Annotated in this window: 29 protein-coding genes and 2 pseudogenes; 11 read left to right on the forward strand and 20 right to left on the reverse strand. The window is 65.9% G+C overall.

Features of this window, described 5'->3' with window-relative positions; translation table 11 throughout:
- Positions 1 to 75: 75 nt before the first annotated feature.
- A pseudogene (locus J2X34_RS05305) lies at positions 76 to 606 on the reverse strand (helix-turn-helix domain-containing protein); the annotation flags it as partial.
- A 224-nt stretch (positions 607 to 830) separates the two neighbouring features.
- Between J2X34_RS05305 and lepB the strand changes: the two are divergent.
- The 4 genes and pseudogenes from lepB to J2X34_RS05325 form a co-directional block, all read left to right on the forward strand.
- Positions 831 to 1,517 (forward strand): annotated as a pseudogene (lepB, locus tag J2X34_RS05310) (signal peptidase I); the annotation flags it as partial.
- A 110-nt stretch (positions 1,518 to 1,627) separates the two neighbouring features.
- A complete protein-coding gene (locus J2X34_RS05315) occupies positions 1,628 to 1,930 on the forward strand; it encodes a hypothetical protein (protein ID WP_429516313.1) in 303 nt (100 codons plus the stop codon).
- Positions 1,931 to 2,241: 311 nt separating this feature from the next.
- Positions 2,242 to 2,559, forward strand: coding sequence for a PadR family transcriptional regulator (locus J2X34_RS05320; RefSeq protein WP_220181939.1), 318 nt, complete (start codon positions 2,242 to 2,244; stop codon positions 2,557 to 2,559).
- Positions 2,556 to 3,242: a hypothetical protein gene (locus J2X34_RS05325; protein WP_174910201.1), complete on the forward strand. Its 687-nt coding sequence runs from the start codon at positions 2,556 to 2,558 to the stop codon at positions 3,240 to 3,242. Before J2X34_RS05320 ends, J2X34_RS05325 begins: the two co-directional genes overlap by 4 nt.
- A gap of 209 nt (positions 3,243 to 3,451) precedes the next feature.
- Here the strand turns inward: J2X34_RS05325 and J2X34_RS05330 are convergent, their stop codons facing one another.
- The 6 genes from J2X34_RS05330 to J2X34_RS05355 form a co-directional block, all read right to left on the reverse strand.
- Complete coding sequence (locus J2X34_RS05330; protein WP_174910200.1) at positions 3,452 to 3,772, reverse strand: winged helix-turn-helix domain-containing protein; 321 nt, start codon at positions 3,770 to 3,772, stop codon at positions 3,452 to 3,454.
- On the reverse strand, positions 3,769 to 4,458 hold the full coding sequence (locus J2X34_RS05335) for a hypothetical protein (protein ID WP_147283548.1): 690 nt from the start codon (positions 4,456 to 4,458) through the stop codon (positions 3,769 to 3,771). The genes J2X34_RS05330 and J2X34_RS05335 overlap by 4 nt, the downstream gene beginning before the upstream one ends.
- 1,269 nt (positions 4,459 to 5,727) lie before the next feature.
- Positions 5,728 to 6,267 (reverse strand): RNA polymerase sigma factor, encoded by a 540-nt coding sequence (locus J2X34_RS05340; protein WP_429516314.1) that lies wholly within the window; start codon positions 6,265 to 6,267, stop codon positions 5,728 to 5,730.
- Positions 6,268 to 6,538: 271 nt separating this feature from the next.
- A complete protein-coding gene (locus J2X34_RS05345) occupies positions 6,539 to 6,871 on the reverse strand; it encodes a hypothetical protein (RefSeq protein WP_174910195.1) in 333 nt (110 codons plus the stop codon).
- A 308-nt stretch (positions 6,872 to 7,179) separates the two neighbouring features.
- Complete coding sequence (locus J2X34_RS05350) at positions 7,180 to 7,950, reverse strand: hypothetical protein (protein ID WP_429516315.1); 771 nt, start codon at positions 7,948 to 7,950, stop codon at positions 7,180 to 7,182.
- Positions 7,947 to 8,516 carry an RNA polymerase sigma factor gene (locus tag J2X34_RS05355; protein WP_429516316.1) on the reverse strand — a complete coding sequence of 190 codons (570 nt, stop codon included), beginning with the start codon at positions 8,514 to 8,516 and terminating at the stop codon, positions 7,947 to 7,949. The genes J2X34_RS05350 and J2X34_RS05355 overlap by 4 nt, the downstream gene beginning before the upstream one ends.
- Before the next feature lie 536 nt (positions 8,517 to 9,052).
- On the opposite strand from J2X34_RS05355, the gene J2X34_RS05360 reads away from it, so the two are divergent.
- The gene (locus J2X34_RS05360; RefSeq protein ID WP_174910189.1) at positions 9,053 to 9,418 is read left to right on the forward strand and encodes a hypothetical protein; all 366 of its coding nucleotides are present in this window, start codon (positions 9,053 to 9,055) and stop codon (positions 9,416 to 9,418) included.
- Between the two features lie 102 nt (positions 9,419 to 9,520).
- Here J2X34_RS05360 and J2X34_RS05365 read toward each other — a convergent pair whose 3' ends face one another.
- Positions 9,521 to 9,685 carry a hypothetical protein gene (locus J2X34_RS05365; RefSeq protein ID WP_429516317.1) on the reverse strand — a complete coding sequence of 55 codons (165 nt, stop codon included), beginning with the start codon at positions 9,683 to 9,685 and terminating at the stop codon, positions 9,521 to 9,523.
- A 241-nt stretch (positions 9,686 to 9,926) separates the two neighbouring features.
- Between J2X34_RS05365 and J2X34_RS05370 the strand changes: the two genes are divergently transcribed.
- The 3 genes from J2X34_RS05370 (at position 9,927) to J2X34_RS05380 (ending at position 12,207) form a co-directional block, all read left to right on the forward strand.
- Entirely contained in the window at positions 9,927 to 10,256 is a 330-nt protein-coding gene (locus J2X34_RS05370; RefSeq protein ID WP_429516318.1) for a glycosyltransferase 87 family protein, read from the forward strand.
- Between the two features lie 447 nt (positions 10,257 to 10,703).
- The gene (locus J2X34_RS05375; RefSeq protein ID WP_254622927.1) at positions 10,704 to 11,267 is read left to right on the forward strand and encodes a TetR/AcrR family transcriptional regulator; all 564 of its coding nucleotides are present in this window, start codon (positions 10,704 to 10,706) and stop codon (positions 11,265 to 11,267) included.
- Positions 11,268 to 11,316: 49 nt separating this feature from the next.
- The gene (locus J2X34_RS05380) at positions 11,317 to 12,207 is read left to right on the forward strand and encodes an alpha/beta fold hydrolase (RefSeq protein WP_429516319.1); all 891 of its coding nucleotides are present in this window, start codon (positions 11,317 to 11,319) and stop codon (positions 12,205 to 12,207) included.
- Positions 12,208 to 12,766: 559 nt separating this feature from the next.
- Here J2X34_RS05380 and J2X34_RS05385 read toward each other — a convergent pair.
- On the reverse strand, positions 12,767 to 14,008 hold the full coding sequence (locus tag J2X34_RS05385) for an IS256 family transposase (protein WP_429516320.1): 1,242 nt from the start codon (positions 14,006 to 14,008) through the stop codon (positions 12,767 to 12,769).
- Between the two features lie 279 nt (positions 14,009 to 14,287).
- On the opposite strand from J2X34_RS05385, the gene J2X34_RS05390 reads away from it, so the two are divergent.
- Positions 14,288 to 15,055 carry an SDR family NAD(P)-dependent oxidoreductase gene (locus tag J2X34_RS05390; protein ID WP_429516321.1) on the forward strand — a complete coding sequence of 256 codons (768 nt, stop codon included), beginning with the start codon at positions 14,288 to 14,290 and terminating at the stop codon, positions 15,053 to 15,055.
- 775 nt (positions 15,056 to 15,830) lie between these two features.
- Here the strand turns inward: J2X34_RS05390 and J2X34_RS05395 are convergent.
- The 3 genes from J2X34_RS05395 to J2X34_RS05405 form a co-directional block, all read right to left on the reverse strand.
- Positions 15,831 to 16,325: a hypothetical protein gene (locus J2X34_RS05395; RefSeq protein ID WP_114723119.1), complete on the reverse strand. Its 495-nt coding sequence runs from the start codon at positions 16,323 to 16,325 to the stop codon at positions 15,831 to 15,833.
- Positions 16,326 to 16,497: 172 nt separating this feature from the next.
- The gene (locus J2X34_RS05400; protein ID WP_429516322.1) at positions 16,498 to 16,860 is read right to left on the reverse strand and encodes a hypothetical protein; all 363 of its coding nucleotides are present in this window, start codon (positions 16,858 to 16,860) and stop codon (positions 16,498 to 16,500) included.
- Between the two features lie 488 nt (positions 16,861 to 17,348).
- Positions 17,349 to 17,570: a hypothetical protein gene (locus tag J2X34_RS05405; RefSeq protein ID WP_147283545.1), complete on the reverse strand. Its 222-nt coding sequence runs from the start codon at positions 17,568 to 17,570 to the stop codon at positions 17,349 to 17,351.
- A gap of 223 nt (positions 17,571 to 17,793) precedes the next feature.
- On the opposite strand from J2X34_RS05405, the gene J2X34_RS05410 reads away from it, so the two are divergent.
- A complete protein-coding gene (locus J2X34_RS05410) occupies positions 17,794 to 18,129 on the forward strand; it encodes a hypothetical protein (RefSeq protein WP_429516323.1) in 336 nt (111 codons plus the stop codon).
- 792 nt (positions 18,130 to 18,921) lie between these two features.
- On the opposite strand, the gene J2X34_RS05415 is transcribed toward J2X34_RS05410, so the two are convergent.
- From J2X34_RS05415 to J2X34_RS05430, 4 genes are read right to left on the reverse strand one after another with little or no spacing between them, the layout of a single operon-like run.
- The gene (locus J2X34_RS05415; RefSeq protein ID WP_429516324.1) at positions 18,922 to 19,134 is read right to left on the reverse strand and encodes a DUF4287 domain-containing protein; all 213 of its coding nucleotides are present in this window, start codon (positions 19,132 to 19,134) and stop codon (positions 18,922 to 18,924) included.
- 10 nt (positions 19,135 to 19,144) lie between these two features.
- Positions 19,145 to 19,834 carry a rhomboid-like protein gene (locus tag J2X34_RS05420; protein WP_429516325.1) on the reverse strand — a complete coding sequence of 230 codons (690 nt, stop codon included), beginning with the start codon at positions 19,832 to 19,834 and terminating at the stop codon, positions 19,145 to 19,147.
- A 37-nt stretch (positions 19,835 to 19,871) separates the two neighbouring features.
- Positions 19,872 to 20,678, reverse strand: coding sequence for an SDR family NAD(P)-dependent oxidoreductase (locus J2X34_RS05425; RefSeq protein WP_429516326.1), 807 nt, complete (start codon positions 20,676 to 20,678; stop codon positions 19,872 to 19,874).
- On the reverse strand, positions 20,675 to 22,000 hold the full coding sequence (locus tag J2X34_RS05430) for a flavin-containing monooxygenase (RefSeq protein WP_429516327.1): 1,326 nt from the start codon (positions 21,998 to 22,000) through the stop codon (positions 20,675 to 20,677). The genes J2X34_RS05425 and J2X34_RS05430 overlap by 4 nt, the downstream gene beginning before the upstream one ends.
- Before the next feature lie 671 nt (positions 22,001 to 22,671).
- Between J2X34_RS05430 and J2X34_RS05435 the strand changes: the two genes are divergently transcribed.
- Complete coding sequence (locus tag J2X34_RS05435) at positions 22,672 to 22,887, forward strand: hypothetical protein (RefSeq protein ID WP_429516328.1); 216 nt, start codon at positions 22,672 to 22,674, stop codon at positions 22,885 to 22,887.
- Positions 22,888 to 22,967: 80 nt separating this feature from the next.
- Here J2X34_RS05435 and J2X34_RS05440 read toward each other — a convergent pair whose 3' ends face one another.
- From J2X34_RS05440 to J2X34_RS05455, 4 genes are read right to left on the reverse strand one after another with little or no spacing between them, the layout of a single operon-like run.
- On the reverse strand, positions 22,968 to 23,726 hold the full coding sequence (locus J2X34_RS05440) for a cobalt-precorrin-6A reductase (RefSeq protein WP_429516329.1): 759 nt from the start codon (positions 23,724 to 23,726) through the stop codon (positions 22,968 to 22,970).
- The gene (gene cobM / locus J2X34_RS05445) at positions 23,726 to 24,475 is read right to left on the reverse strand and encodes a precorrin-4 C(11)-methyltransferase (RefSeq protein ID WP_114723110.1); all 750 of its coding nucleotides are present in this window, start codon (positions 24,473 to 24,475) and stop codon (positions 23,726 to 23,728) included. Before cobM ends, J2X34_RS05440 begins: the two co-directional genes overlap by 1 nt.
- The gene (gene cbiE / locus J2X34_RS05450; RefSeq protein ID WP_114723109.1) at positions 24,472 to 25,716 is read right to left on the reverse strand and encodes a precorrin-6y C5,15-methyltransferase (decarboxylating) subunit CbiE; all 1,245 of its coding nucleotides are present in this window, start codon (positions 25,714 to 25,716) and stop codon (positions 24,472 to 24,474) included. Before cbiE ends, cobM begins: the two co-directional genes overlap by 4 nt.
- Positions 25,713 to 26,468: an SDR family NAD(P)-dependent oxidoreductase gene (locus J2X34_RS05455; RefSeq protein WP_114723108.1), complete on the reverse strand. Its 756-nt coding sequence runs from the start codon at positions 26,466 to 26,468 to the stop codon at positions 25,713 to 25,715. The genes cbiE and J2X34_RS05455 overlap by 4 nt, the downstream gene beginning before the upstream one ends.
- Positions 26,469 to 26,483 lie beyond the last annotated feature (15 nt).

Below are 26,483 nucleotides of genomic sequence, written 5' to 3' on the forward strand. Positions count from 1 at the left end.
CTGGCCGCTGATCGGATGCCTGTTGCGGCGGATCTCCCGACTGATCGTCGACGGGCTGCGCCCCAGCTCGGCCGCGATGTCTCGGATAGTGGCCTTCTCCCGCAACCGATCCGCGATATGGATGCGGTCGGCTTCACACAGGTAGCGGGAAGGACCGGGTGGAGGCGCCACCGCAGTCACCGGTGGCGCCCCGTTGGCCCTGCCTGACGGCGCGCGCCCGTTGCGCCACCGTTTACCTGTCCGGCGGTTGATGCCGACGATCCGGCAGGCCTCTGCGTTGCTCACACCCTGCCGCATGAGCTGAAGTAGACCTGCCGCTCCTCGGTCAGAGAGGTGCGCAGGGCCGAGCGGTACCGCGCGAACGCGATCGGAGGCCCGGCCCGGGTCCATCGGGCCGGGCCTCCCCCACCCCAGACCGGATCGAACCTCAGAGCCGACGCACCATCCACGACCGGCCGGACGTCGATCCCCATGGCCAGACTGCGAGCCGAGATGACAACTTCGGATCCATGAGCAACACGACAGGAACGGTGCAGGATGGAACGACCTGGAAGGCTGAGGAGTCATCGACTCATCGAGCGGGTGCTGGGTGTTCTTCAACGCCATCGCCGGCACGGGATTCCTGTCCCTGACAGCAGGTGACACCGTCCACTTCGAGTGGGAGCAAGCGACCGATCAGGACGGCTGACGAGTACATCTCCTATAGCCTGGCCGACCATGACAGGAAACGATGATTCCGAGTCGAACCGTGAACACGGGGCGCTCGGAGGGGGAATCTCGGATTTCGATGACACACAGGCCGACCCGAACTCCTCGACCGGTCCGGACCGCCCACCGAAGAAGCAGGGTCCTTCCTGCGGGAACTACCGATTCTCCTGGTTGTCGCACTGGTCCTGAGCTTTCTGCTCCAGACTTTCCTCGCCAGGGTGTATCTGATTCCGTCGGAGTCGATGGAACCAGCGCTGCACGGCTGCACCGGGTGCACGGGCGACCGAATCGTGGTGGACAAGGTGTCCTATCGGTTCGGTGATCCCGAGTCCGGTGACGTCGTGGTGTTCAAAGGCCCGCCGTCATGGAGCGAGGACTACCAATCGACACGCTCGAGCAACGTCCTTCTTCGCGGCGCGGAGAACCTGGGCTCCTTAGTCGGACTGGTCCCTCCCGACGAGAACGATCTGGTCAAGCGCGTGATCGCAGTGGGCGGGCAGACAGTGCAGTGCCTACCCGACGATTCGGCCGTGATGGTCGACGGAAAACCGTTGACCGAGCCCTACATCGACCGCGCAATGCCCGGCAACAACAGCGCATGCCAGGGAAAGTTCTTCGGCCCCATCACTGTTCCGGAAGGAAACGTGTGGGTGATGGGCGACAACCGTGCGAACTCCAAGGACTCACGATTCCATCTGGACGACGAACTGCAAGGAACGATTCCGCTTTCCGACATCATCGGCAAAGTCCGCCTCATCGTTCTGCCGCCGTCCCGGTGGGGTGTGGTCCACGCGGTCGACCCGCAGTAGCAGTTGCGAATGCCAGGAACTTGGACGTTTCCCCCACGGGACATGCCAACACCCCAGTTCAGTGGGCACACGCTCATCACCCCGAACACGACGAATCCCCGGAGGGACCCATGCCGCCCGTCTACAAGGTCACTGCTGACCTCTCCTACCCGTACACCGGCGTCACCGCCGGCCACCTCGACTACATGGAGGGCGTGCACGACGGATTCCGGCCCTCCGTCACCGAGGGGCCGGAAGGCCGGACCCGCGTCCGCCTCTTCGTCCCGAGCAAAACGGAGCGCTGGGCCAGGATGCTCGGGGAAGACCTGATCACCAAGAGCAATCCCCCGGAGCTACGCGGCCCCATCCTCGACATCACGGCAGCCCCCGCCACCGAATCCGACCTCACACCGACAACACCCGAGGAGCACTAGCCCGGCACGGCGACTTCGGGCCGGGCCTCCATCCGGATCAGCTCTGACACCGAATGCACCCTGATCGCCGACGCCGCGCCCGCGGCTGGGACCCCGCAGCCGGACGACCCACCTGACGCCGGTTGCCACGCCGTCGAGTAACACCTTTCTAGAGCGCCCGAAGCAACGGAAAGCCAACCACTTCGGTATCGACTCGGATCACGACACCGCCATCGCCAAGCTCTACCCCAGCAGCCTTGCTAAGCAAGATACTTACCGCTACCGTGCTCAACATGAGTGTGGAACGACGAAGCCTGGTACTTCGAGGAGTCTTGGACCTCTGCCTGCTGGCATTGCTGCGAGAGCGGCCGGTGTACGGATACGAACTCACCGAGCGGTTGGCCGAGCAGGATCTTCTTGTCTCGGGCGGCTCCACGTATCCGTTGCTGGCGCGACTCGAGAAGGCCGGCCTCGTCGTCTCGAAGATGCGCCCCTCGGCGTCCGGACCGCCACGAAAGTACTACGCGCTCAGTGACGACGGTGTCGATGTGCTCGCCAGCGGTACCACAGAGTGGCTCGCCGTCTCCTCCAGTGTCACTTCCCTTTTACAGTCCGAGACCCAGGCCGACAACAGAACGGAAATCGCATGACCTCCGCAACCGCCGCGCGCGCCGACAGCACCGAACGATCGGACGTCATCCGGCAGGCCAACCGCCTCTGGCGACGCGCCGGCGTCCACCGGACCGATCGACAGCTACTGCTCACCGAACTCGAGACCGAACTCAGAGGCGCGTACCAAGATGGCCACAGCCCGACCTCGATCCTGGGTGAAGACAGTGACCAGATGCTCCGATCGTGGGCGCACGAGCGCGGAATGTGCGGCCGCGCTCTGCGTTTGGGGCTTGTTGTCCCCTCCGCCCTTGCAGGAATCGTCGTCGGCCTCGCCGCCGTTCTACTCGTCCTCGTTGCTAGTTTCCGCGGCTGGTCGGGCTCGTTCGATCCGGGGCGTTTGCGCTTCGTCTTGTCCTTCTACGCCTCCGGTGCTGCCCTGGCTTTTCTGTGCGCGCTGTTGTGCGTGTGGGGCGCTCTTCGATACTTCGGCGACCCGTGCGCTGCATCGACCGTGCGCTGGCTCGCTGCTCTCCTGCCAATCGGCGCCGCGCTCAGTACGGGTGCAGGCGTTGCTGTCGCTTGGTGGAGGGACTTCAATACCTCTACCCCGGTATTCGTCGCGGTTACCGGACTGGTCATCGTCGGACTTGTGCTCACCGTCGGGCTCGCCCGGTACCTAGCTGTACGAGCGATGAATGACACTGGTCCTGAATCGCTCTAGTTGCATCTCAACACCGGCGACGATCCAATCGGGCGCACGGCATGTGCACAGTCGAGTCGGGCAGGACGACAGGCGCCTCGCCAAGGCATGTTGACGGATTCAGGGCGGGTACGGCTGCGCCTGTCACAGTAGATGTGTCGTGGCGACGCGAACCGGTGGTGAGGCGTAACCCCCCAGGGCCTCCGCACGATCGGTCTGCCGACGTCGGGTCAGGCAGTTCCGGTAGTGCCCCGCTGCGCTGCCTCGACAAGGCCCCTGAGGATCGCCAGTTCAGCTTTGAATGCGGACCGACCACGTTTGGTGATCGACACCCACGTCCGCGCCCTACCTGACGATTCCTTCTTGTCGATCGCGATCAGCTGCGCATCGCACAGGACTGCGAGGTGGCGAGAGAGATTGCCGGCAGTCAGTCCAAGGGTCTGGCGAATGAACACGAAATCGACCGAGTCCGCTTCTGAGAGAACGGCGAGAATACCCAGTCGGGTTCGTTGGTGGACAACATCGTCGAGGTCGTTGGTGGGGTGGGTCATCGCGGGCCCCGATCCCGCACGGCCACAACGACTGCGCCGATCGACAGAACCAGGGCAGGCAAGGCCAGGTTGAGCAGGAGGTTGTACCGGTAGTCGAAGTCGACACCCTGTGCCAAGATCATGTTCTCGACGTTGTACAGGTTTGCCACCAGGCTGACGACGAGTGCGAGGGCGCCGATTCCGAGAATCGTGAGATCCCGGCCGAGTACACCCCACACCATGACTCCCACCGCGATCGCCAGTAGCGGGGTGAGCCCGCGGATCGTCAGATTCCCCAATGGGAGCTGCAACTGCGGCACCACCACTACTACCGCCACCAACACCAAGAACAGGACCAGTCCGCAGACGGTGACGTATGACGCCCGCACCCGAACTCCGGAAGACGATCCGCGCCGGACCAGGTAGACGGCGATCACCGCATACGCCACCGGTAGTACGACCAGCCAATAGGCCGCAGCGGCGGTGGGGTGCTCCAGCTGCCCGAACCCGGAGAGCCTGCTGAGCTGCGAGGAGCCCGACCACTGCGCGCCGAAGGGGCGCTGTATGTAGAGCGGCATCGCCGCGACCACGACCACCGCCAAGACCGCCAGCGCCACCCAGTTGTGCGGGCGAGCCGCTCTGGTTCGACGCCCAACCGCCTTGACCTCGGCTAATACCTCACGCGACGTCTCAGCTGAGCGGTCCATGGCGATCCCCGGATTCCTTTCGGTTTGTGATGCAAACCCCGGTTTAGGTTTGCATCACAAACCATGGAAGTCAATCGGCGGCGTCGGTAATCGCACGCGCGAGCGGGCGCCCTCCTCACTCGTGGTTGGCGCAGCGAGACGAATGAGAATAAATTTGCTGCGGAAACATGATCTTGTTGTCGAGTCGAGCAACTGTTCGCCGGGCGGATTGTCAGGGACGATTTCCCACAGAGTCGACATACCCGTGGTCGAGCCAGACGGTGTAGCCCACCGTGGAGGGCAGTGCGATCGGGACGTCCACTGTGGTGGCAGTCAGTGCGATCTGCTCGTAGTCCAGCAATGCCCCGGTCGTCTCATCGAAGACGAGGACCAGTCGACGTTCGTGGGTTTCGGTGCTGACGGCTACGCCATGGCGGCCGACGCGATCAGTGACCGCACCGAGTACCGCGATGTCCTGCTGCTCGGCAAGGATGCTGAGGAAGGCCGCTTGCAGGTTCGGAGGAACGATGCGTGTTGTCCAGGTGTCGGTGAACGCGTTGAACCACTGCGGCGCGCTTCGGCCGGCCCCCTCGTGGAGAAGTCGCTCTCGAAGCACCTGGGCCGAGGATTCGTCGGAGCCGATCTGATCACCGGGCAAACGGGCGGGACCGATGTTGGCGGATCGAGCTACACCGTTCTCGGTGTCGACGATCTGCCCCGACCCATCTTCGGCACCCCATTGTTCGCGGTCGATGACCGCGGTGCCCCAACCGAGGACGGTTCCGTCCGTTGTCTGATCGCTCGACAGAAACCACGTTCGAGTCTGTATGAACTCGTAGGGTCCGGTGCCTCTGGCAGGTGGCTGTTGACGTGCTTGGTCGGCCAGATGAAGTAGAAGGTCCTTGGCTGAGACCGGCTGGGTGTAGGCAACGAAGTGCAACAACGGCGCCGTGGGTGTTGCCCTCTCCGGAGCGGTCGGAGGGGGCAACACGGCCAGGTCGGGGTCGGTGGGGGGAAGCGCGAACGATGCAGCCGGCGGCGATCCCGGAGCGGTTGTTCCCGGCCGATCTCCGACAACCAGGACTCCGCCTACTATCGCCCCGACAACCAGGACAACGCTGGCCGCGGCCAGGATCGGGCGGTACAGCCGTCGGGCATCATGATTCGACTCCGATCGGTCCCGGCTGTGGGCGAGTATCTGCTCCACGCCACCCACCGGAGGCTCGAGATTCGAGCTTGGGGGAACAGGATTCTGGCGTTCCATTCTGTCGATCGCTGATCGTTTGTCGCTCATGTCGCATCCCTTTCCATCTGGATCGAAGGTGTGCCGGAAGAATCCTGAATTGCCAGCGCCGCAGAGAGGCGGCGGCGTGCGCGGTGGTGACGGACGGCGAACGCTGTTGTGCTGCACCTAACCGCTTCGGCGGACTGCCGGTAACTCAGGCCGTCCCATACCGTCAACATCAACGTTTCGCGGTCTTGCTCGGACAGAGTCTGAAGTGCTGCGAGCACACTCAGACGTTCCAACGCCGCATCATCGGCGCCGGGCGCGGTCGGTGGCGACAACAGTGACCCTGAAGCCGCCCATTCGATCAGCGTGAGCTGTTTGTCTTCTCGCCGCCGATGTTCGGAGAGCGCATGCCGGGTGGCTACCAACAGCCAAGGTAGGGGGTCGGTCGGAAGCTGGTCCAGCTTCTTCCACGCGATCAGGAATGCTTCGTCGGTCGCTTCCTGCGCAATCTGGTCCGGCGCACGCCTGGCGGCGTACGCCCACACCCGGCGATACAACTGCCTGTATAACTCAGTGAATCGCGCCTCATCTGTGCCCATCCATTCCCCTCCACCGACACTCGTCACCAGGTAACGGCGCGGGAACGGCGGAAATTACCGAGCATGGCGAAACTCATCAAAACAACCCTGATCTGGCAGCGTTCGCCCCTCGTGCCAGACTGCACGACGCGGTCTCCGTGGCGGGCGCGGGTGGTCAAGTCGTTTCCTGGGTCAAAGCTGTGGTGTGCCGGCCGCGGCTGCGAACAACCGTGCCTGGCCGTGGCTGGTTCACCTATCTGTGCCATTCAGTTGGCCGCGGCGGCAGTCCCCATCACGCTCCCGGGACCACAGACCTCGCTTCAAGCGATCCAGGCGCCGCTCCCTCAGGCACGAAGTCGCCCTCACCAACACTGAGCACCGCACCAGTGTTCGCATCGATAAGCACCGACTTCACTTTCGACGACTTCAAGAGTTCGCGGTCTTCATTCGAAAGCCTTTCCAGCAGAACCGAGTTCGGGTCGTTGGCCTTCGCCATCGCCTTCTCGATGGCGGCCGCACTCGTGTCCGGTGCGGCCGGCGCCGACTCGCTCGATGCGGCGTTCGCCGGAGCGAACCCGATGGCCAGCATCGCGGCCGCAGCCACCACCCCGAGAGACTTCTTCATTGACATCACAGAACTTCCCCTCTGCTGCAATGGATTGGTGAATCCCACGCACCGTACCTACCGGCCAGCCCGTTTGCCGGTCGAGGACGCTTCGGTCCGCTAGGCGGGGGCGCCAGCCTGCGCGTCACACCAGTAGTCCGTGACCGTCTTCAGGCTCGGTGATCCTCTGGGTAGCTTCGGTGGTGGCCTCCAGTTGGGATCGACCACCGCAGGTGGTTGGGTGGGAAGTTCGGGGCGACGCGAAACGCCTCGACCTCACGACGGAAGATCGTTCTCGATCGCTAATGGCGGCGCACGTCGGTACGGGTCTAGAAGTTCGGTCCGATCTCGATGCTGCCGACGACGGTCCCGTCCGCCGCGTATCCGGTGAGGACCGGGCGGGGGCTGCCGGGCGACGGCATCGGGAACCAGCCGAAGAAGCTGCCGTCCGCGAGGATCGTGGGCAGCACTTGCCCGGTGCTCGTGTGCAATTCGGCACGCACCGCAGTTCCTGCTACTGCGTCGTAGACGAGTTCCTTCGGACGCACCTCGCCGCCGGCACCGTCGCCGAATGACGCGACCATCGTGCCGGCACCGTCGCCGAATGCGCCGTCACCGTCGTGCCTGCATCGGCTGCCGAGGTCGGTGAACTCCGACGGTCCGGGGTCCGCGGCCCCGGCGGCGCTCTCGAACACCGAGGTCACGCACCGCTGGCTGCCGGCACCGCGGGCCTCGAAAACGCTGAATACGGTGCCGTCCGGTCCGGGGATGGAGGCGATCCGCTCGGCGGTGGCCGGGTCCACCGCGGTCGCCCCCGGCTCCGGTGCCGCTTCTTTCCAGAAGTAGTAGTGGTCGGTGAACGCCTTCGGCATCAGCCCGGTGGCGGCGGCCGCGCACGCGCCGAGGGCGCCCACCGCGAACAGCGCCGCCGTCAGAGCCACCGCACCGACCCGCCTGGACCGCACCGCGGGAGCCGTCGGCGCGGAGGTGGTCGCCATGATGCGGGCCTGTTCGGCGGCCTGCACACGCTGCGGCCACAGTCGGTCGGCTCCGGTGTCGGGTCGCATGGCTTCGAGGGTCTTCAACAGGTCCTTCGTCATCGGATGCTCCTCGGTTCGGTGGTGGCCCGCAGAGGGATCGGGGCGACAGATTCGGTGCCGGGTCCGGTCTGCAAACGTCGTCGGGCGCGAAACAGCCGCACGTGCATGGCCGGGACGGAACAGCCCATGACGTGGGCGGCCTCGGTGGCGCTCAATCCGTCCCACGCGGTCAGGAGCAGGGCCTCACGCTCCGTCGAGGTCAGGGTTGCCAGGGCCTCGAGTACTTCGGCTCGGTCGGTGACGGCGATGTCGGCGCCCGGCGTCGACATCGCGACGTGTTCCATGCGGGCCACCTTCTCGGTCAACGCGTCGCGTCGGCGGTCACCGCGGCGGTGATTGGACACTATGTTGCGTGCGACCCCTAGCAGCCAGGGCAGCGCCTTTTCAGGGACCTCCGGTAGCCGTCGCCACGCGACCATGAACGTCTCGGACACCACCTCCTGTGCGGTGTGGTGGTCCACGTGTCGGCAGGCATACGCGGACACCCGCCCGACATAGTCGCCCCACAGTGCGGTGAACCGCACGACATCCCCCGGTGCCGGTGAACCCGGCTGTTCCTCTCCCATACCAAGTAGTGTCCGGCCGCGTGCCGATTCTTACGGCCGCCGCCGACATCGGCTGCCGGCTGCGCTCACCAACACTCGGCGATTGGTCAAAGACCACAGGTCCGGATACTTGGCGAAGGGTGGTCCGCGCGGGCAAGTCCCGCGCCGCCCGAGAAGACAATCGACATGTCAACGACGACGTCGATCGATCCGGGAGCTGGCACAGAGGTTGACGGCAGAACATCGTTCGCCCGGCGCTTGATACGGTGACGAGCGGGCGCACTCGAGGGGGAAACATGCAGCAACCGACTTGGCGGGGAATGACTTTCACGGAGACCATCCGAACCTGGATCCGCTATCAGCGAGCGCGCCTGGCCTGGAGCGTTCCCATCCTTACCTTCGTGGCCGTGATGTTCTACATCAACCTGCGCATCAACTAGACACACCCTGCGCCCGGACACGTCGTGTCTACAACTCGGGGTGACGGAGCGACCTACCACGTCGGTCAGCAGCAGCGTGTCGGACCGCGGCACGAACCACCAAGGGGGAGTCATCACATGCGTAAGGCGCTCGCACTGCTCGGCATCGCCGCCGGCCTCGTCGTCTATATTGCTGCGTTCTTCATCAACGCCCCGATCGAAGTGTGCATCTCGCAGCCGATCCCCCCGTCAGCAATCCCGCCCGGCGCTGACAGCGTGGTGGCAACTCCCGCGATCTCCAGCAAAGCCTGGGTCGTCCTCGTCGCTTCCCGCTGTGAACAGACCTACCCAGCCACAGGCACCCACACCTCCGACCTCATCATCGAATGGGGCCCATCAGCACTGGCCATCGCCGGCCTGATCGTCGCCGCATCATCGCTGTGGATCTGGCTCGGCTACCGCGCCAAAGAATCCGAAGTGGACTTGCCTGCATCCCACCCGTGACGTGCACTCTTCGCAGTCAGGGGTGGGATGCGGGGTTACGGTTCTCCGTCTCGCACGTGCGGACATGCGGGTGGTGATCGACGGCGTGACAGCGGGGCCGGCTCACATGTGGTCAGCGAAGGTGTCCAGGAAGTTCTGCAGTGCGACCATTCCTGCCCCGACCACCACGTAGGTGGTGAGGAAGGCCATGGCCGCGGGGCGAGCGGGCCGATGAAGAAGCCCGATCGCTGCGGCAACCGCGATGCCCGAGACGAGTGGGAGGAACAAGCACACCTAGTACATCGCGCCCGCCGACGGGTGCGGGTCGACCTCCCACACGTCGCGTAGCGCCCTGATGGCGAGCAGGTTGAGCAGCAGCGCCGTCAGTGACCCGGTCGTGATACCGACCAGCATCGATGACCAATTTCCTGTCGACCTCTCCCCCATCACGGTGAGAAGACTAGCGCCGCCGGCATCGCCACGAAGCCGCGCGCCGAGCAGCGAACTGACCTCGTGTGAGAATCGCCCAGTGACTCCGAATACGCGCAACCTGCTCGCAGGCCTCGCGGCGGTGGCTGTCGTCGTGGTTGTCGGCGCACTCGTATTCGATCGTCAGGAGACGCGGGCCTATTCGGAGTGCATGGACGGGACCATGACCACTTTCGGTAGCTATTCGGATTCTCCTGACGCGTCACTACCCGACGGTGGTGTCGTTGACTTCGTCTACGTGTCGGGATGCGACGATGCGAACCGTGTCGGCCTGGTCGTGGCCGGGCTTGGCGTGGTCGCGCTCGTGGCCACGACGGTCCGGTGGTGGGCGCTGCGCTGTTCCTCGGCTTCGCGGGCCGGGCGTGATTGACTACTCCGCTGCGCTGTTCCTCGGCTTCGCGGGCCGGGCGTGATTGACTACTCCGCTGGGATCAGTTCCTCAGGCTTCATCGGGAAGGGGTACTTCCCTGGCGCATCTTCGACGGATTCGATCAGAAAGCGTCCGTCTCCGTCGTCGCCGATGATGCTGAGAACTGACGCGCCACCTGGGTAAATGCGAACTCGGTCGCCGATCTTCAAAATCGTGCGGGTTCGACGATTCCTAGACCTCCATCCCGTTGAACTCGTACGGGTTCGACGGGAAATGACCGATTCCTGCCAGGTTCCGGACGGGTTTGAGGTCTATCTGCAGTAGTGGGGGCAAACTGATACGGTACGAAACGTGCCGTATCGAAATAGGAGTAGCAGGAACACCGAGGCGGAGGTTCGCCCCGGACGACCGCGTGACCACGCACGTGAGGGCGAGATCCTCGCGTGCGTGCTGGAGCTCCTTGGCGAGGTCGGCTACGACGCGTTGACATTTGAGGCGGTCGCACGCCGCGCCCAGGCGTCGAAGGCGACGTTGTACCGGCGTTGGGAGACGAAACGCGAGATGGTCGTCGCGGCGGTCAAGGCCGGCCCTGCGTCCGGCGGATCCGGATCCGCGATCGACACGGGATCCCTCCGCGGAGACCTGCTCGCGCTATGCGAGCGGCTCGACGCCACGATGCGCGCGGCGGACGGATCGATGAGTCTGATGCTGCTCCAGGCCGGCCTCGAGGATCCGGATCTGTGCAGCCACATCGAGGAGGCGACCGGGCCGACCGGCGCAAAGCTCCCGACGTCGGTGCTCGCCGCGGCCATCGGACGGGGCGAACTCGCGGAGAGCGCCCAGCCGTTCCCGTATGAGGAGATCACCGGATCGGTGCTGCTCCTGCGCAGGCTGAACGGGCTTCCTACCGGCCCCGATTATCTGGCCCACCTGGTTGACCACATCCTCGTCCCCGCCCTCCGGGCAAGCGCGACGAACTCAGAGCCACCCGCCCGCGCCATCTTCTCGTGACCGAGGCCGGCGAGCCCCTCATCCATTCACATACCCGAAAGGTGTGCCCATGACGGACCTGACCATCGACGGCTTCGACTACCACCGGATTTCCGGTGAGGGAGGCATCGAGCTGAACGTCACCGTCGGCGGCAGCGGCGATCCCGTCGTCCTGCTTCACGGCTTCCCGCAGACACACCTCATGTGGCGTCACGTCGCCCGGCGGCTGTCCGAGCGGCATCTGGTGATCGTGCCCGACCTGCGGGGCTACGGCGCGAGCGACAAACCCGAGGAAGCAAGCCCTGAGACCTATTCGAAGCGAACGATGGCGCACGACATCGTCAGCGTCGTGCGCGGCATTGGTCACGACCGGTTCAGCCTGATCGGTCACGACCGCGGTGCTCTCGTCGGTGTCCGGGCCGCTCTGGACCACCCGGAGACTGTCTCCCATTTGGGCATCCTGGACGTGCTGCCGACGATGGACACTTGGGACGTGCTGCACGGCGTCGATGCCGCGGTCGCATGGCACCTCTACCTGATGGCGCAGCCGAAAGGCCTGCCGGAGAGGATGATCGAGGCCGTCGCCGACGACTTCTTCGGGACTTTCCTCGACGCGTGGGACACCGACGGGACGACCTTCCCGCCGGACGTGCGCAGCCACTACGTCGCCAGCTCCTCGCGGGCCGTGCCGTCGATCGTCGCCGACTACCGGGCCACGGCCAGTATCGACCTCGAGATGGACCGAACCGACCGAAAAGCCGGCGCCCAGTTGGCGATGCCTGTGGGCGTGATCTCGCAGGACTGGGGATCACAGCTGGGGTTCGACGCCCTGGCCCTGTGGCAGCAGTGGGCACCGGCCGCCACGTACCAACCGATCGACGCTGGACACTTCATGGCAGAGGAGAAGCCGGAAGAAGTGGCCGCCTTCATCCAGGACTTGCTGGAACGCCCACCCGCCTGAGTCCCGGTAAGCACCTTCGGACTCCGAGCCCGTAACTCAATCACCACGCGCCTGGAGAAGATCCCGCCGTACGTCGTGGCGGCATCACCCCCGCAGCGATGATGCGGGAGTACCCCACGATCCCCGCGGCGCGGAGAACTCGCGTCGCCTGCAATCGAGTAGCGGATTCCGTCATGAAGATGCGGATTTCGCGAGCTACACGTCAAACGACCAGAAATTGAAGGAATCCCACGTAGCCCCACAAGCAGACTGAGATTCACCGCGACCGGCTGAAACGGACTGAAGAGAGCGTCACACTCAGGAACGAACCCGCACCAACTCCGGCATGCTGTGCCTCTCACAAGAACCAACTGAGAACGTTATCGGATGAGCCGGGTCACAGGCGCTCCAGAGTGTCGTCACCGTTCGGCGTCGCGCGACCGGTTGGGCGCGCACAATCTGGCTATGGCTGTCTCCGCGACACCACCGACACCGATGCTGGCCACTCTCGGTCGGCCGCCGGTCGGGGTCAAGTCCAGAGGCGTGGTGTAACGAGGTCGCCGCGTGATTCCTCGCGGGGCTATGCGGTCAGGGCGGGTGTGACCTCCTCGGTGGGTTCGGTGGTGTCGGCGGGCTTGTCTCCGCGGGCGTGGGCGAGGACGTCGAGGCCGAGGTAGCGGCGTCCCTCGATCCACTCGTCGTGTTGTTCGGCGAGCACGGCGCCAACGAGGCGGATCAGGGCGGCGCGGTCGGGGAAGATCCCGACGACGTCGGTGCGTCGGCGGATCTCCTTGTTCAACCGCTCTTGCGGGTTGTTGGACCAGATCTGTCGCCAGATCTGTTTCGGGAACGCAGTGAACGCGAGTAGATCGACCCGGGCTCCGTCGAGGTGGTCGGCGACCTTCGGGAGCTTCTCGGTGAGGGCTTCGATGATCCGATCATATTGTGCGTGAACGGATTCCGAATCGGGTTGGTCGTAGACCGAGTGCAGCAGCGTGCGCACCCACGGCCACGACGACTTCGGGGTGACCGACATCAAATTCGTCGCGTAGTGGGTGCGGCAACGCTGCCAGGAAGCACCGGGCAGGGTGGCGCCGATCGCCGCGACCAGGCCGGCGTGGGCATCGGAGGTCACCAACTTCACCCCGGACAGGCCGCGGGCGACCAACCCGCGGAAGAACGTGAGCCAGCCGGCACCGTCCTCGGCGGAGGTGACATCGATGCCCAGGATTTCGCGGTAGCCGTCCGCGTTGACCCCGACCGCGACCAGGGCGTGGACGTTCACCACCCGCCCGTTCTCGCGGACCTTGAGCACGAGGGCGTCGGCGGCGACGAACGTGTACGGGCCGGCGTCGAGGGGGCGGCTGCGGAACGCCTCGACCTGCTCGTCCAACTCTTTCGCCATGATGCTGACCTGGGACTTCGAGAGCGAGGTGATGCCCAACGTCTCGACCAGCTTCTCCATCCGGCGGGTCGACACCCCGAGCAGATAGCAGGTCGCGACCACCGTGGTCAGGGCCCGCTCCGCGCGCTTGCGGCGCTCGAGCAGCCAATCCGGGAAGTAGCTTCCCGAACGCAGTTTCGGGATCGCGACGTCGAGGGTCCCGACGCGGGTGTCGAAGTCTCGGTGCCGGTATCCGTTGCGCGAGTTGATATGTTCGTCGGAGCGTTGCCCGTAGCTGGCGCCGCACAGGACGTCGGCTTCGGCGCCCATCAGCGCGCGGATGAACATTGTGAGCAGCTCGCGCAGCAGGTCCGGGCTTGCTCCGGTGAGTCGGTCTTCGACGAGCTGGCGCAGGTCTATATCGTGGGCAGTGGTCATCGTGTGGTCCTGTCTCGAGTCGACTTGGTAGGTCTCTCGAAGAATCACGCGGTGACCGTCTTTCGTTCGGCTACGACACGCCGGCCATCTCAATCGGCTCCGGTTCGTACACCATCTTCATGGACGCAACCGTTTCAGCTATCGCACCCAGCGACGGAAGATCCCTCAACTTGAGGTTTCAGGACCACTCCGCTCGACAACCAAGTCAGGAACAAGCGGACAGCCCACGATGACCGCGGCGGACCGGCCACGCGGGTCGACTTAGCCAGGGGGCCAAATGTGAGTGACGATTTCGGAATTGCCGGAAAGACCGCGTTGGTCACGGGCTCAGGCCGAAACATCGGGCGGGCGATCGTGCTCGAGCTGGCCGGCCGCGGAGCGAACGTCATCGTCAACGCCCGCAGCAACGAGGCGGAGGCCGACGCGGTGGCCAAGGAGGCCGAGGGGCTCGGCGCCCGCTCGTTGGTGATGGGCGACGCCGCAGACAAGGCAACCGTGGAACGGATGCGGGCGCAGGCCGAACAGACGTTCGGCGGCGTGGACATCTACGTCAGCAACGCTGCCCGCCGGCTCTACAAGGACTTCTTCGAGACCACCGACGAGGACTGGCACTCCCACCTGAACCAGCAGCTCACGGCCTCGTGGTACCTGGCCGAAGCGTTCGTCCCCGGCATGCGCGATCGCGGCTGGGGCCGGGTAGTGCACATCAACGGCGAAGACGGCTGGCTCGGCGGCTGGAGCCGGATCCCCCACTCGGTCGGCAAGGGCGGCCTGCGCACCCTCACCAAGTCCCTCGCCCACGGGCTGGGCCAGTACGGCATAACCGTCAACGATGTCTCCCCCGGCTTCATCGACACCATCCGCGACAAGGAAACCCACGAAGTGACCCACGAGCGAACGGAAGAGTTCCTCGAGGACATCCCTATCCGGCGCCAGCCGACACCCGAAGAACTGGCTTGGGCATGCGCGTTCCTGTGCTCGATGCGCTCCGCCGCCATCACCGGGGCGGTCATCCACGTCAACGGCGGCCAGTGGATGTTCGGATAGGTGGGAAGTCAGGACGCCGGTCGGGCGGATCGTACTGGCCGAATGGCGCCTCCTCCAGCTACCAAGCGAAGGGAACGACCACAAATGACAAGCGGACACCCACGCCGAATCGCAATAGTCGGTGCCGGATTGATCGGGTCGGCGCTGTCTGGTCACTTGATCCTGGAACGGCACGAGTAGACCCACGAATCCATCAGGCCACCGCCGCGTGCCCAGCCAGTAGAACAGCACGTCAAGCGCGACACCCAGAGTGGGGGCAGTCCCGAGGGCCCAGCCACAGGCCGTAAGGGGGGTCATCTCACATCACCCCCAGCTACGGGCAATACCCGCCAGCCCAACAGGGCCAATTCTTCGCGACCCACCCGATCACCTCTGGCGGAACGAAGTGCGTGGGCAGAAGCCAGAAGATCGGCGGCCAGTCGATCACAACGCGCGCCCCTCACCAGCAGCCCGACAGAACGTCACCCTCAGAACCGATTCCACCAACCGGCGAAGAGATTCCACTCGAGCATCCCCGGCCACACGCCCTGCTCCAGCGGATTCATGTAGTACAAATCCGGCAGTAGTCCAATCACGACCGCCCCCTACAGACACTCAGTGGGACGTGCCATCTTACCTGGTCAGGGCACTAAAAGGCCCCCACACCCGAAAAGGGTGCAGGGGCCGATATGTACCGCGCGAACACGATCGACGACACTGACGAGCGGAGACCCGGCCCGCTAGTTCCGGGCCGGGCCTCCACCCGCATCAGATCGGATCGAAACCGGGACGCACACTACCGAGGTCCAGTGGTGTTGCCCTCGTAGAACGCGTTGAGATCGAACTCGCGCAACTGGTAGCGGTCTGGATCGACGGAGTCCGTCTGGCACCACTCGAAGAAGACCGCAGCGGCTTCATCCGCAGTGAATACCTCGTCCGCATACACATGCAGTCGGTGCCGGCCTTCATGGAACGGGATCTCGACGGTCGGGACCCCAACACGAGCGCCCGGCCGACCAATCACGTAGAGCCGGTAGGTGCCACCAACGAGGAGTCGCGCCTCTACAGACATCGCATCCGCTGACCCCGCCGCCTGAATGTAAACCTGGTCCATCAGCGCCTTCTCCCCCGCCGACAGATCTTCGAAGTAGCGCCCCTCCGGAACCTTCGACACAGTCAACGTCGAACGCGTCAGCCCATCAAACCTGCTCAGCGGACGCGCGAACTTCTCTACCGCGTCGATCCTGCGTGAGATCGACCGGTGCCCACCCGAATAGTCAAACTTGAACACTCACACCCCCGACCGCGAAACCAGACGGCTGCCCACCCCTCTGCGGGCCTCATCGCCAGGACAGCTCATCACGAGCACCCAGCCACGCAGAATGCCCCCCGCTTCAGACCTCAAACCGCAGCCCCCACACCCGCACCTGATGCAGGGGCAGCGAACAGCTCAGATCAGCTGATCACCACTGCTGGTAGAAGTCGAAGCGGTCGCCCCAGATCGCGGGATCGTTCACGTCGAACTGGATGTATCCCCCACGAGCGACAGCCTCGTCGATCAACTGCTGAGTACTGGCGAACACCAACGTCGGATGCGTGTCGTAGATCGACCCGTCACCGAGGTATATGGCGACCTGGCCCTGGGGCACGACAGCGTCGATCGCGTTGCCCGCGCCCAAATCACGCAGAATCCGAGTCTCGTTCGGGTCGAACGAGATCCCCTGATAGCCCTCCCCCGAGCGCAGGTAAGCGGCCGACGCGGTGCCGGCCGCACCGACCATCAGCCCTGCCGCCGCAGCAGCAGGAATCAGAGCAGCAGCGATCATGCGAATACGAGACATCAAGAATTCCCCTCCAGACACACCAGCCACATTACCGGCCGGTAAGTTTCCTATCGATTTCATATCGTAGCCGGGAATCCCCGCCCACCCCCGGCGGCCCCTGAACCCGCACGGGACGGGCCATCAGTCCAGGTCACGGCACAAGATAGCCCCCACACCGGAAAGGATGCAGGGGCCGTGGAGACACAGGGGTCACGGCGCGCGGCTACTCACAACAGAAGACCGCGCCCCGGCCCTCGGTCAGTGTCAAGCGGTGTTCGAGCACCTCCACCGACTGCCACGAGAGTATCGGACGCGCAGCTGTCCTCGACCACAGCCGGGGACAGCAGGACGTGTCATCACCACAGGTCAGCACAGTAAAAGGCCCCGCACCCAGTACCGGTGCAGTGCCCTGGCCATCACTTGCGGCGCCAGGCGCGCCTAGTGACGTCAGTCGTCGACCTCCGTGTCGAAGCGACCCCAACGACCGGGGCTCACTCGAAGCCGTCCTCGAACTGCTTCCGCGCGCCCTCGACGATCGCGGCGAAATCTTCACCGGTCACCTGAGCGACCCGGTTGGCCAGATGCCAGATCATCCCCGACATCTCTTCCACCATCCCGTAGACATCGCCGGGATTGTCGATCGTCTTGACGAACTCCTCGAGGTCGAGGAACTGTCCATCACTGCTCACCATGTGCCCGAACGGACCAGCCATCGAAGCCCCTATCTCGAAGTTGTCGTGATTTCCCGCCGCACAGGCTATCGCGGTGGGATGACCGATCATCACTCACTCGATGCGGCCATCAGCGCGTAGCCCACTCACCGCTATGCGTTGGCCGCGATGACCCACTCGTACGGCGTCGGGGGTGGGTACTCGACGGCAATCGCCGCTTTGGCGACGTCCACTGGGGCCGGCCACTCCACCACAGGAGGACACCATGTTCGTTTCGACCACCATCCTCATCGCCGCGGCGCTGATCGCGGTGACCATTGCCCGGCGCTGGCAGTTGTGCGCGGTCGAGCTGAGGCATCGCGCCGCCGGCCTATCGAACCTCACCAGCGAGTCGGCAGAGAAAGACTGGTTCCGCACCCGTGCGAGGAGCGAGACGATCCTGATCACGTTCTGTGCCATTGCGATCGCGGCGACGATCTCGATGGGCCTTCTCGCGGGCGGGCTAGTGGTTCTCGTCTATGCCGTCGTGGGAGTGCTCTGGCCGACCGCCGTACGGTCGATCAGGCGCCGGCTCGGCGGGCACCGGTTCATCGTGCAGTAGGGCCGCGGCGGCAGGTCCCATCACTCCCCAGGGACCTGGGCAATCCCGCCAGAAACCAGAACACGTGCAGTTCAGAGCCCAGTTTGCGCGGGTTGCAGGCTCGGTGATCGTGGGTAGGTTCGGTAGTGGCCGCCAGTTGGGATCGACCATCTGAGGTGGTCGGGCGGCAAGCTCGGGGCAACGCCAAACGCTACGGCGCGGTGGGGTCGTGAGCGACCTGGCCGTTGGCGGGTCGGTCATCTTTGCTAGCTTCAGCCGCATCGGGAGTAAGGCGAGGGGGCTCGCGCAGCAGAAGGCCGCACACGCAGAGCAGAGCAATCAGTGATGGACATACGCCGTCGAGTTCGGGCGACAGGTCCGGGCCGGATCACCGCCACCGTCGTTGGCTGTTCACGGCCTCGTGATGGGCCGCGGAGAACAGGCCATTGTCGAAGGGACTGCCGAGTATTCGCGGTTTTGGGCCGGTGACGGCACCTACTGCCGGACCTCGTTGGTCACTGACTCTCGCCTTCGAGAACGCTGCACCGCTGAGGCTGGTCGGGCCTGCTGCGCCCGCTCTCGCGCTCTGGTGCGGCCACGGCATCCTCGGCGATCGCTGGGTCACCGACCCCCGTATGGCTCCACTGCTCGTCTGACTCGGCCTGACGCCGTTTCGCCCGTTCTGCTTCCGCATCGGCGAGCAAGGGGACGTGTCGTCTTCCCTGGTCAGACGGCCTCGGTGGTGCGGGCGATCTCGACGGCGAGCCGGCCGTTCACTACGCGGGCAACTGCGTCGCGTAGCGCGCCTCGTCATCAGCTGCCGGCGCCCTCCTGCAGCGTGTGTGCGACAAGCGCATTGGCGTGACCGTGGCCCAGCCCGTGTTCGGCCTTGAGCCAGTTGACCAGTTCCATGTGCTTGGTCAGGTCGGAGCCGCGAATGAGGTCCTTCCACTCGCTGATCGGCTTCCCGTACTTCTTCTCGATCGACGGAAAGTAGGACGCGGGACCCTTCACCGGTTCGGTCATGGGCGGCACGCTACCGGTGAGCTACGACACGTGCGCGGATCGAACTCGCCCACTCCTCCGGATCCCAGGTTTCCGGCCGAGCCCGGGTGAGCGGGTAGCACGCGAAACCGATTAGGACCGCGGTGAAGTGTCCGATGTCGGTGAACGTCAGTGTGCCGAGCAACGGCAGCCCGTAGACCAGCAGCACACCGACCACATAGAGATACCGCCACGGCGGCGCGATCCGGTAGGCGAGCACCGCCATGACGCCGGCCAACGCATAGCTGACGCCCACATCGAGGGTGTTCACCGCCGACTCCGGCGCCTCGCCGTGCCGAATCGCCAGATAGAGGACGCCCTCGCTGAGATACGTCGCGCCGACATGAGTGACCACCGCGACCGTCAGCCACCGCCACGTTCCCAGCCACCGTTCGACGGGAACGTGAAAGAGATTGAAGAGCACGAAATACCCGAACCATCCACCACCGGCGAGCCAGAAGGCACTGGTGATGAGAACGTGGAACGGGTCCTCACGAAGATGATGCAGATTGGTCGAGCGGCTGCCGAGAACATGATGCAATGCCTCGGGCGAAAGCTGATGCATCACGATCGTGGTCACCAACAGAATCGCGAGCCATATGAACGTACCGGGCGCGCGGCGCACGTACGCCCACGCCGCAGCCGGAAGCTGCGACCACCGGAACCGCTGCACGGCATCCACGGGACCAGTATGGACCCGATACGGCCCGGACATCGGCTCAGTCGACAATCGCCCCGATTCCGTGGCGCTCCCGGTAGCGCCGCAGGTTGCCGCTCGCGAGCCGGGCGATCCAGGGCAGCACGCGCAGCATCGGACCCGGGGCCAGCATGCCGGTCTTCACCATCCAACCGTCGGATCGCGGCAGATTGGTCTCGACGCGCGGACGGTCCACCAATGCGAGCACGCGATCGGCGATGCGTTGCGGCGGCAGTGGTGTCCCCAGAAAGTTGAGTGCCGACCCGCCGGTGGCCGCCTCGTGACGCAGCATCGGGGTGTCGACCGAGCCGGGGTTGACGATGCTGACGCGGACACCGGTCTCACGCGTCCGCGCGGCCAGCGCCAGCAGGAAGCCGCGCAGCCCGAACTTCGATGCGCTGTACCCCGGGCTCTCGGCGAGCGGCAGCATCCCGCCGATGGACACGATCGCCACGACGTGCCCGCGTGATGCCTGCAATGTCGGGTACAGCGCGCGTGTCAGCTGCACCGGTGCCAGCAGGTTGACGCCGAGCTCGCGGTCTACTTCCTCGGCAGTGACGTGCTCGAACGGCGTGGTGACGACGACGCCCGCCACGTGGACGAGCAGATCGCACTCCCCCGCCGCGGACTCCACCAGCGCCTGCACGTCCGACGAGACGGTCAGATCGCAGGGGTGTGGCGTGATCTGCCCGGCTACGCCGTCGGATATCGCCGTCAATCCTCGAGCGTCGACGTCCACCGCGACGACGTCGTATCCCTGAGCCGCCAGTCCGTGGCAGATCGACGCCCCGATCGCACCGGCCGCCCCGGTGACCACGGCGCGGGTCATGCCGCCACCCGGACACGGTCGAACATGCCGGGTGTCAGATCGGTCCAGCCGAACTCGCCGCGCACGCGGGCCAGGTAGTCCCGGAAGGCGTGCGAATCGACGTACGCGCTGTGGCGGTCGGTGCCGATGAACGAGATTCCGCCGCTCAGGTCGGGCCGGTCCGTCGCCATCCTGCGATCGAACACGGCCGCACGCGACGGATTGTGCTCCTGGTCGTGCAGGTACTGGGCCAGGATGTTCGTCACCTGGTCGAACAGGGTGTATGCGCTCGAGTTGGTCTCCAGGTAGCCGGCGCCGAACAGATTCCGGTGCTTCGGATTGAACGCCGTGAGATAGAGCCGTGGTCGCCCCGCATGCCAGTCGAAGCACGATTCCCCGACGTACGGGATCGTCCAGTCGTAGCCGGTGGCGTACAGCACCAGGTCGACCTCCCGACTGGACCCGTCGGTGAACTCCACCCGGGGCCCGGCGAACCGCGCGACGTCGGGGACGATCGCGACGTCACCGTGCTGAAGGTGGTGCACCAGTTGGCTGTTGAGCAGCGGGTGCGATTCGAGGAGCTTGTGGTCGGGCCGCGGCAGTCCCAACCGGGTCAGATCGCCCTGGATCAGGCGCAGCATCCCGGTGAGCAGCGGGCGCTCGAGTGCGATCGGCAGCCGCGGACCCTTCTCGGCGAACACGTCGGTCGGGGTTCCGAAGATGTGTTTCGGGATCACGTGATACCCGCGGCGGACACTGACGAACGTCTCCGACGCGGACGCCGCCGCGTCACAGGCGATGTCGGCACCCGAGTTGCCCAGACCCACGATCAGTACCCGCTTGCCGCGGAACTCGTCGATCCCCCGGTAGGTCACCGCGTGCCGGATCTCGCCGTCGAAAGTGCCGGGGTGAGCCGGGATTCGAGGCTGCCAGGTCACACCGGTCGCGCACACGACGGCGCGGTAGCGGCGCCGTTCACCGCTCGACAGTCGGACCGCCCAGCCGTCGCCGTCCGGGGTGACGTCCTCGACGGCGGTGCCGAAGCCGATCGACTCGTACAGGCCGAACGCCCGCGCGAAACTGCGGGTGTAGTCGAGGATCGCCCGGTTCCCCGGGTAGTCCGGGAACGAGTCGGGCATCGGGAAGTCGTGAAACCCCGACATCGTGCGGGACGAGATGAAATGCGCCGACTCGTACATCGGCGTTCCCGGGTTGTCGAGATCCCAGATCCCGCCCACGTCGCTGTGCCGTTCGAACTGGTCGTACTCGATACCGAGCCGACGAAACGCCCTGGCCGCCGACAGTCCGGCCGGCCCCGCGCCGACGATGCACACCCGATCCATTCGAATGCCCCTTCCCTCGCCGCACATTCAACCCCGCCCCTGCTCTCGTGGAGCTGAATCGAGTGGAAGCCGAGGCGAGTCCGGTGTGGAGTCTCGCGGCTGGGGCCGACGCGGGTGAATTCCGGAATCCCATTTGTTCCGTCCGATACGTAGTTTCGCACCGTAGCGACGAGTGCCGAACGCCCGCTTCGTGGTTGACGAAAGGCACACCTCCGCGGTCGGGTGCGGCCACGCGACGGATGCGGGGCTACTCACCTTCGGCAGGAACGTACGCCCTCGCTCCCGACGAGCACGAACCGGAAGCGCTCACTCCCCCGCCGGATCGACCGAGGGAACAGCGGGCACTCCCGCTTCGTGACGAGCATCGAGCCCCGACGTCAGTTGTCCCGATCCAGATCGACGAGATGTGTTCCGGTGCATCGGCTCGAGTAGGTGTCGGGCGGGTGCATAAGGTGGCGGCATGATCGATCTGGCGTTCTTTCTTGCGGCGGCTGAGCGGGGGTTCCCGCTCGATGTGGACGATGCGGTGGCTTCCTTGATCCAGGCGGAGGTGCTCCTGCCGGTCGACTGGTCTGGTGAGGAGCGGACCGGACAGATATCGCAGTTCGTAGCGCGTCGAGTGGAGGCCTTCGGGGAGGGCGTCCGGCGACGACACGTACCGTGTCGGCGTCATGCGTCGCACGACGGCGTCGAGTCAGGCATGGGGCCTGGACCGGCCTTCTACCAAGTTGCTCTACATCATCGACTGCCCGTGCGGTGGCATGAACGTGTGGCAGCTGTCCAGGACGGAACCGAAGCCTGATGAAGGCGAGTGCAACTCGTGCGGGCGGAACCTGTTCGACCCCGCCGGTACCCCGATCGTGCCCATGGCCATGGAACCCGTCTGACCTCAGGGAACGTAGCCAACTCGCGAATCGAGCAGGGACACCCCGGCCGCGCAACCACGGTCGTCGTGCCTGACGGCCGGCTAGACGATGCGCGGACGCTGTCCGTGCGGTTGCGTGAGCCATCGGACGGCGACCTCGAGGTCGGACGTCGACGCCACCCCCACCGGGATCGGTGTCCGGGACACCATCACGACCGGGATGTCGAGCCGGCGGGCGGCCTCGAGCTTCGCCGACGTGAGCGCTCCCCCACTGTTCTTCGTCACCACCACGTCGATCCGATGCCGGCGCATCAGCGAGACCTCGTCGTCGACGGAGAAGGGCCCCCGATCCAGCAGAAGCTCCGACCGCGCGGGCATCGAGACGTCGGGGGGATCGATCGCGCGGACGAGGAACCAGCCGGAACCGTCGGCGAACGCGTCGACGCCCTGCCGGCCGATCGTCAGGAAGACCCGCTCCCCCAGTGCGGGCACCGCCCCCGCGGCCGCGGCGAGGTCGGGAACGGTGTGCCAGCGATCCGCCGGACCCGGCTCCCATTCGCGTCGGCGCAGCACCAGCAGTGGCACGTCCACCCGCGCCGTCGCGTCGGCAGCGTTGGCGGTGATCCGCGCCGCGAACGGGTGGGTCGCGTCGACGACGGCATCGATGTCGTTGACCTGCAGCCACTCCGCGAGCCCGTCGACGCCACCGAATCCGCCGATCCGAACGTCCCCCACCGGCAGCACGGGGTCGCGGACCCGCCCGGCGAGCGACGACGTCACCGACACCGCCGGATCGGCATCCAGACGGGCCGCGAGGTCGCGTGCGTCCCAGGTGCCGCCGAGGACGAGGACCCTGCGCATCAGTGAGTGGTGCGTGACCGGGACGCCGAGTACAGGTAGCTGTCGGGGAAGCCCTCCGCCGCCAACACTCGGCCCACGATCACCACTGCCGTCTTCGTGATTCCCGCGGCGTGCACCTGATCGGCGAGGGTCGCGAGGGTGCCGCGCAGCACGATCTCGTCCGGCCGGCTCGCGAACGCGACGACCGCCGCCGGGCAGTCGGACCCGTAGTTCTCGGACAGTTCCTCGACGATCTGCTCGATCCGGTGCGCGCCCAGGTGCACCACCATCGTGGCGCCGCTGCGCCCGAGCGAGCGCAGATCCTCGCCCGGCGGCATCGCCGTCGACAGCGTCGACACCCGGGTCAGCACGATCGACTGCGATACCCCGGGCACCGTGAGCTCCCGTCCCAGCGCGGCGGCCGCGGCCGTGAAGGCCGGCACCCCGGGCACGATGTCGTACGCGACGCCCGATGCCTCGAGGCGTCGAACCTGCTCGGCGACGGCCGAGTAGATCGACGGATCCCCCGAATGCAGGCGGGCCACATCGAGCCCGGCCGCGTCGGCGGCGATGAGCTGCTCGACGATCTCGTCCAGACTCATGCGCGCGGTGTCGATAACCTCGGCGTCGTCGGGGCACAGAGTGAGCAGTTCGGCGGGCACCAGGCTGCCCGCGTACAGGCACACCGGGCTCTGCGAGATCATGCGCGACGCGCGGAGCGTGATGAGGTCGGCAGCGCCCGGGCCTGCTCCGATGAAGTGGACTGTCATGTCGTTTCCCTTTCGGTGCTGTCCGGCTTCGTTGCCGACCATTGGGCCACCGGCAACTGCGGTCGCCACGCCGTGAAGCCGCCCAGCGGCTCACCTCGATAGACCTGGAATTTGCGGAGCTCTCCGCCGTTGCGCGAATGCCACTGCAGAATCAGCGACTCCGACTCGGCGGTGACGGCGTTGACCACCATCCGGCCACCCGGGCGCAATCGCGCCCAGCACGCGTCGAGCATTCCGTCCTGCGTGACGCCGCCGCCGACGAAGACGGCGTCGGGCGCGGCCGTCTCCTCGCCGAACGACGCCGGGGCCGCACCGCGGATCCGGAGCGCAGGAACGCCCAGGGCCACGGCGTTGTCGCCGATCTGTCCGACGCGCGAGTCCTCACGCTCGAACGCGACCGCGCGGCACCGGGGGTCGCTGCGCATCCACTCGATGCCGATCGTCCCCGAACCGCCGCCGACGTCCCACAGCAGCTCACCGGGCGCGGGAGCCAGCGCAGCGAGCGTGAGCGCCCGCACCTCGTGCTTCGTCATCTGACCGTCCCCGCGGTAGGCGGCGTCCGGTAGCCCCGCGTTCCGCGTCAGGCGCAATGCACCCGCACCGCGGACCTCGAGCGCGATCACGTTGAGCGGATCGCCCGCCGGCCGGTTCCACTCGGAGGCGGTACCGTCCGCCACTGCTTCGGCGGGCCCGCCCAGCTGTTCCAGCACGGTCAGTCGGGAGTCACCGAAACCGCTCTCGCACAGCATTTTCGCGACAGCCGCCGGGGTGTGTTGGTCGTTGCTGAGCACCAGCAGGCGCGCGCCGGTCTGCAGTTCCGGCGACAGCGTGCCCACCGGACGATTCACCAGGCTGACGGTGGGTGTCTCGTGCAGCGCCCACCCCAGTCGCGCACACGCCAACGACACCGACGACGGGTGCGCGATCACGCGGATCCGCTCGGGACCCAGCACCCGGCACAGCGTGACACCGATGCCGTGGAACATCGGATCCCCGCTGCCGAGCACACACACCCGGCGGTCGCGGTGCTCGTCGAACAGGCCGGGTAACGCCGGCAGCATCGGCGACGGCCACGACACACGCAGCGCGGCGGAGTACGGAACGAGGTCGAGTTGCCGGGGCGAGCCGATCAGCACGTCGGCACCGCCGATCGCCGCCTGTGCCCGCGGTGAGAGTCCTTCCCACCCGTCGGCCCCGATCCCGACCACCAGGACCGGCGAGGTCGATACGGCAACGGTCATCGGGGCATCCGGCGCCAGACGAACTGCGGCAGCAGTCGCATCCCGAAGAACACGGGACGCAGCAGCGCCGGCACCCACACCCGTTCGGTGCGCTTGCGCAGGCCGTGGACGACCGCGTCGGCCACCTGCTGCGGGGTGCTCGAGAACGGAGCAGGCTTCATGCCCTCCGTCATCCGCCCGATCACGAATCCGGGCCGCACAAGCAGCAGATGGACGCCGCTGCCGTGCAGCGCGTCCCCCAGGCCCGAGGCGAATCCGTCGAGGCCGGCCTTCGCCGAACCGTAGACGTAGTTGGCGCGGCGGACCCGCATGCCGGCGACCGACGAGAACACCACGATCTGTCCCGAGCCGTGGGCCCGCATCAGGTTCGCGAGATGCGTGAGCACACTGATCTGGGCGACGTAGTCGGTGTGGACGACGGCGAGCGCGTGCCCGGCGTCCTGCTCGGCGCGGGCCTGATCACCCAGGACACCGAACGCCAGCACGGCGACCCCGATGGGGCCGTGCTGTTCGGCGATCGCCGACAGGACACCGGAGTGATCCGCGACGCGATCGGCGTCGAACTCGATGGTGTGGACATCGGTGGCACCGGCACCGAGCAGGGTCCGGCGTTGCTGTCCCAGATCGTCACTGCGGCGCGCGGCCAGGACGACGGCCCGCCCGGGCGCCAGTCGCTGCGCGACCTCCAGCCCGATCTCGCTGCGACCGCCCAGCAGCACCACCGATCCTGGGGCGAAATCCGTGTCACTCATGACTCCAGTGTCCTG

The organism is Rhodococcus sp. BE178, assembly GCF_050433545.1.
Classification (GTDB): domain Bacteria; phylum Actinomycetota; class Actinomycetes; order Mycobacteriales; family Mycobacteriaceae; genus Prescottella.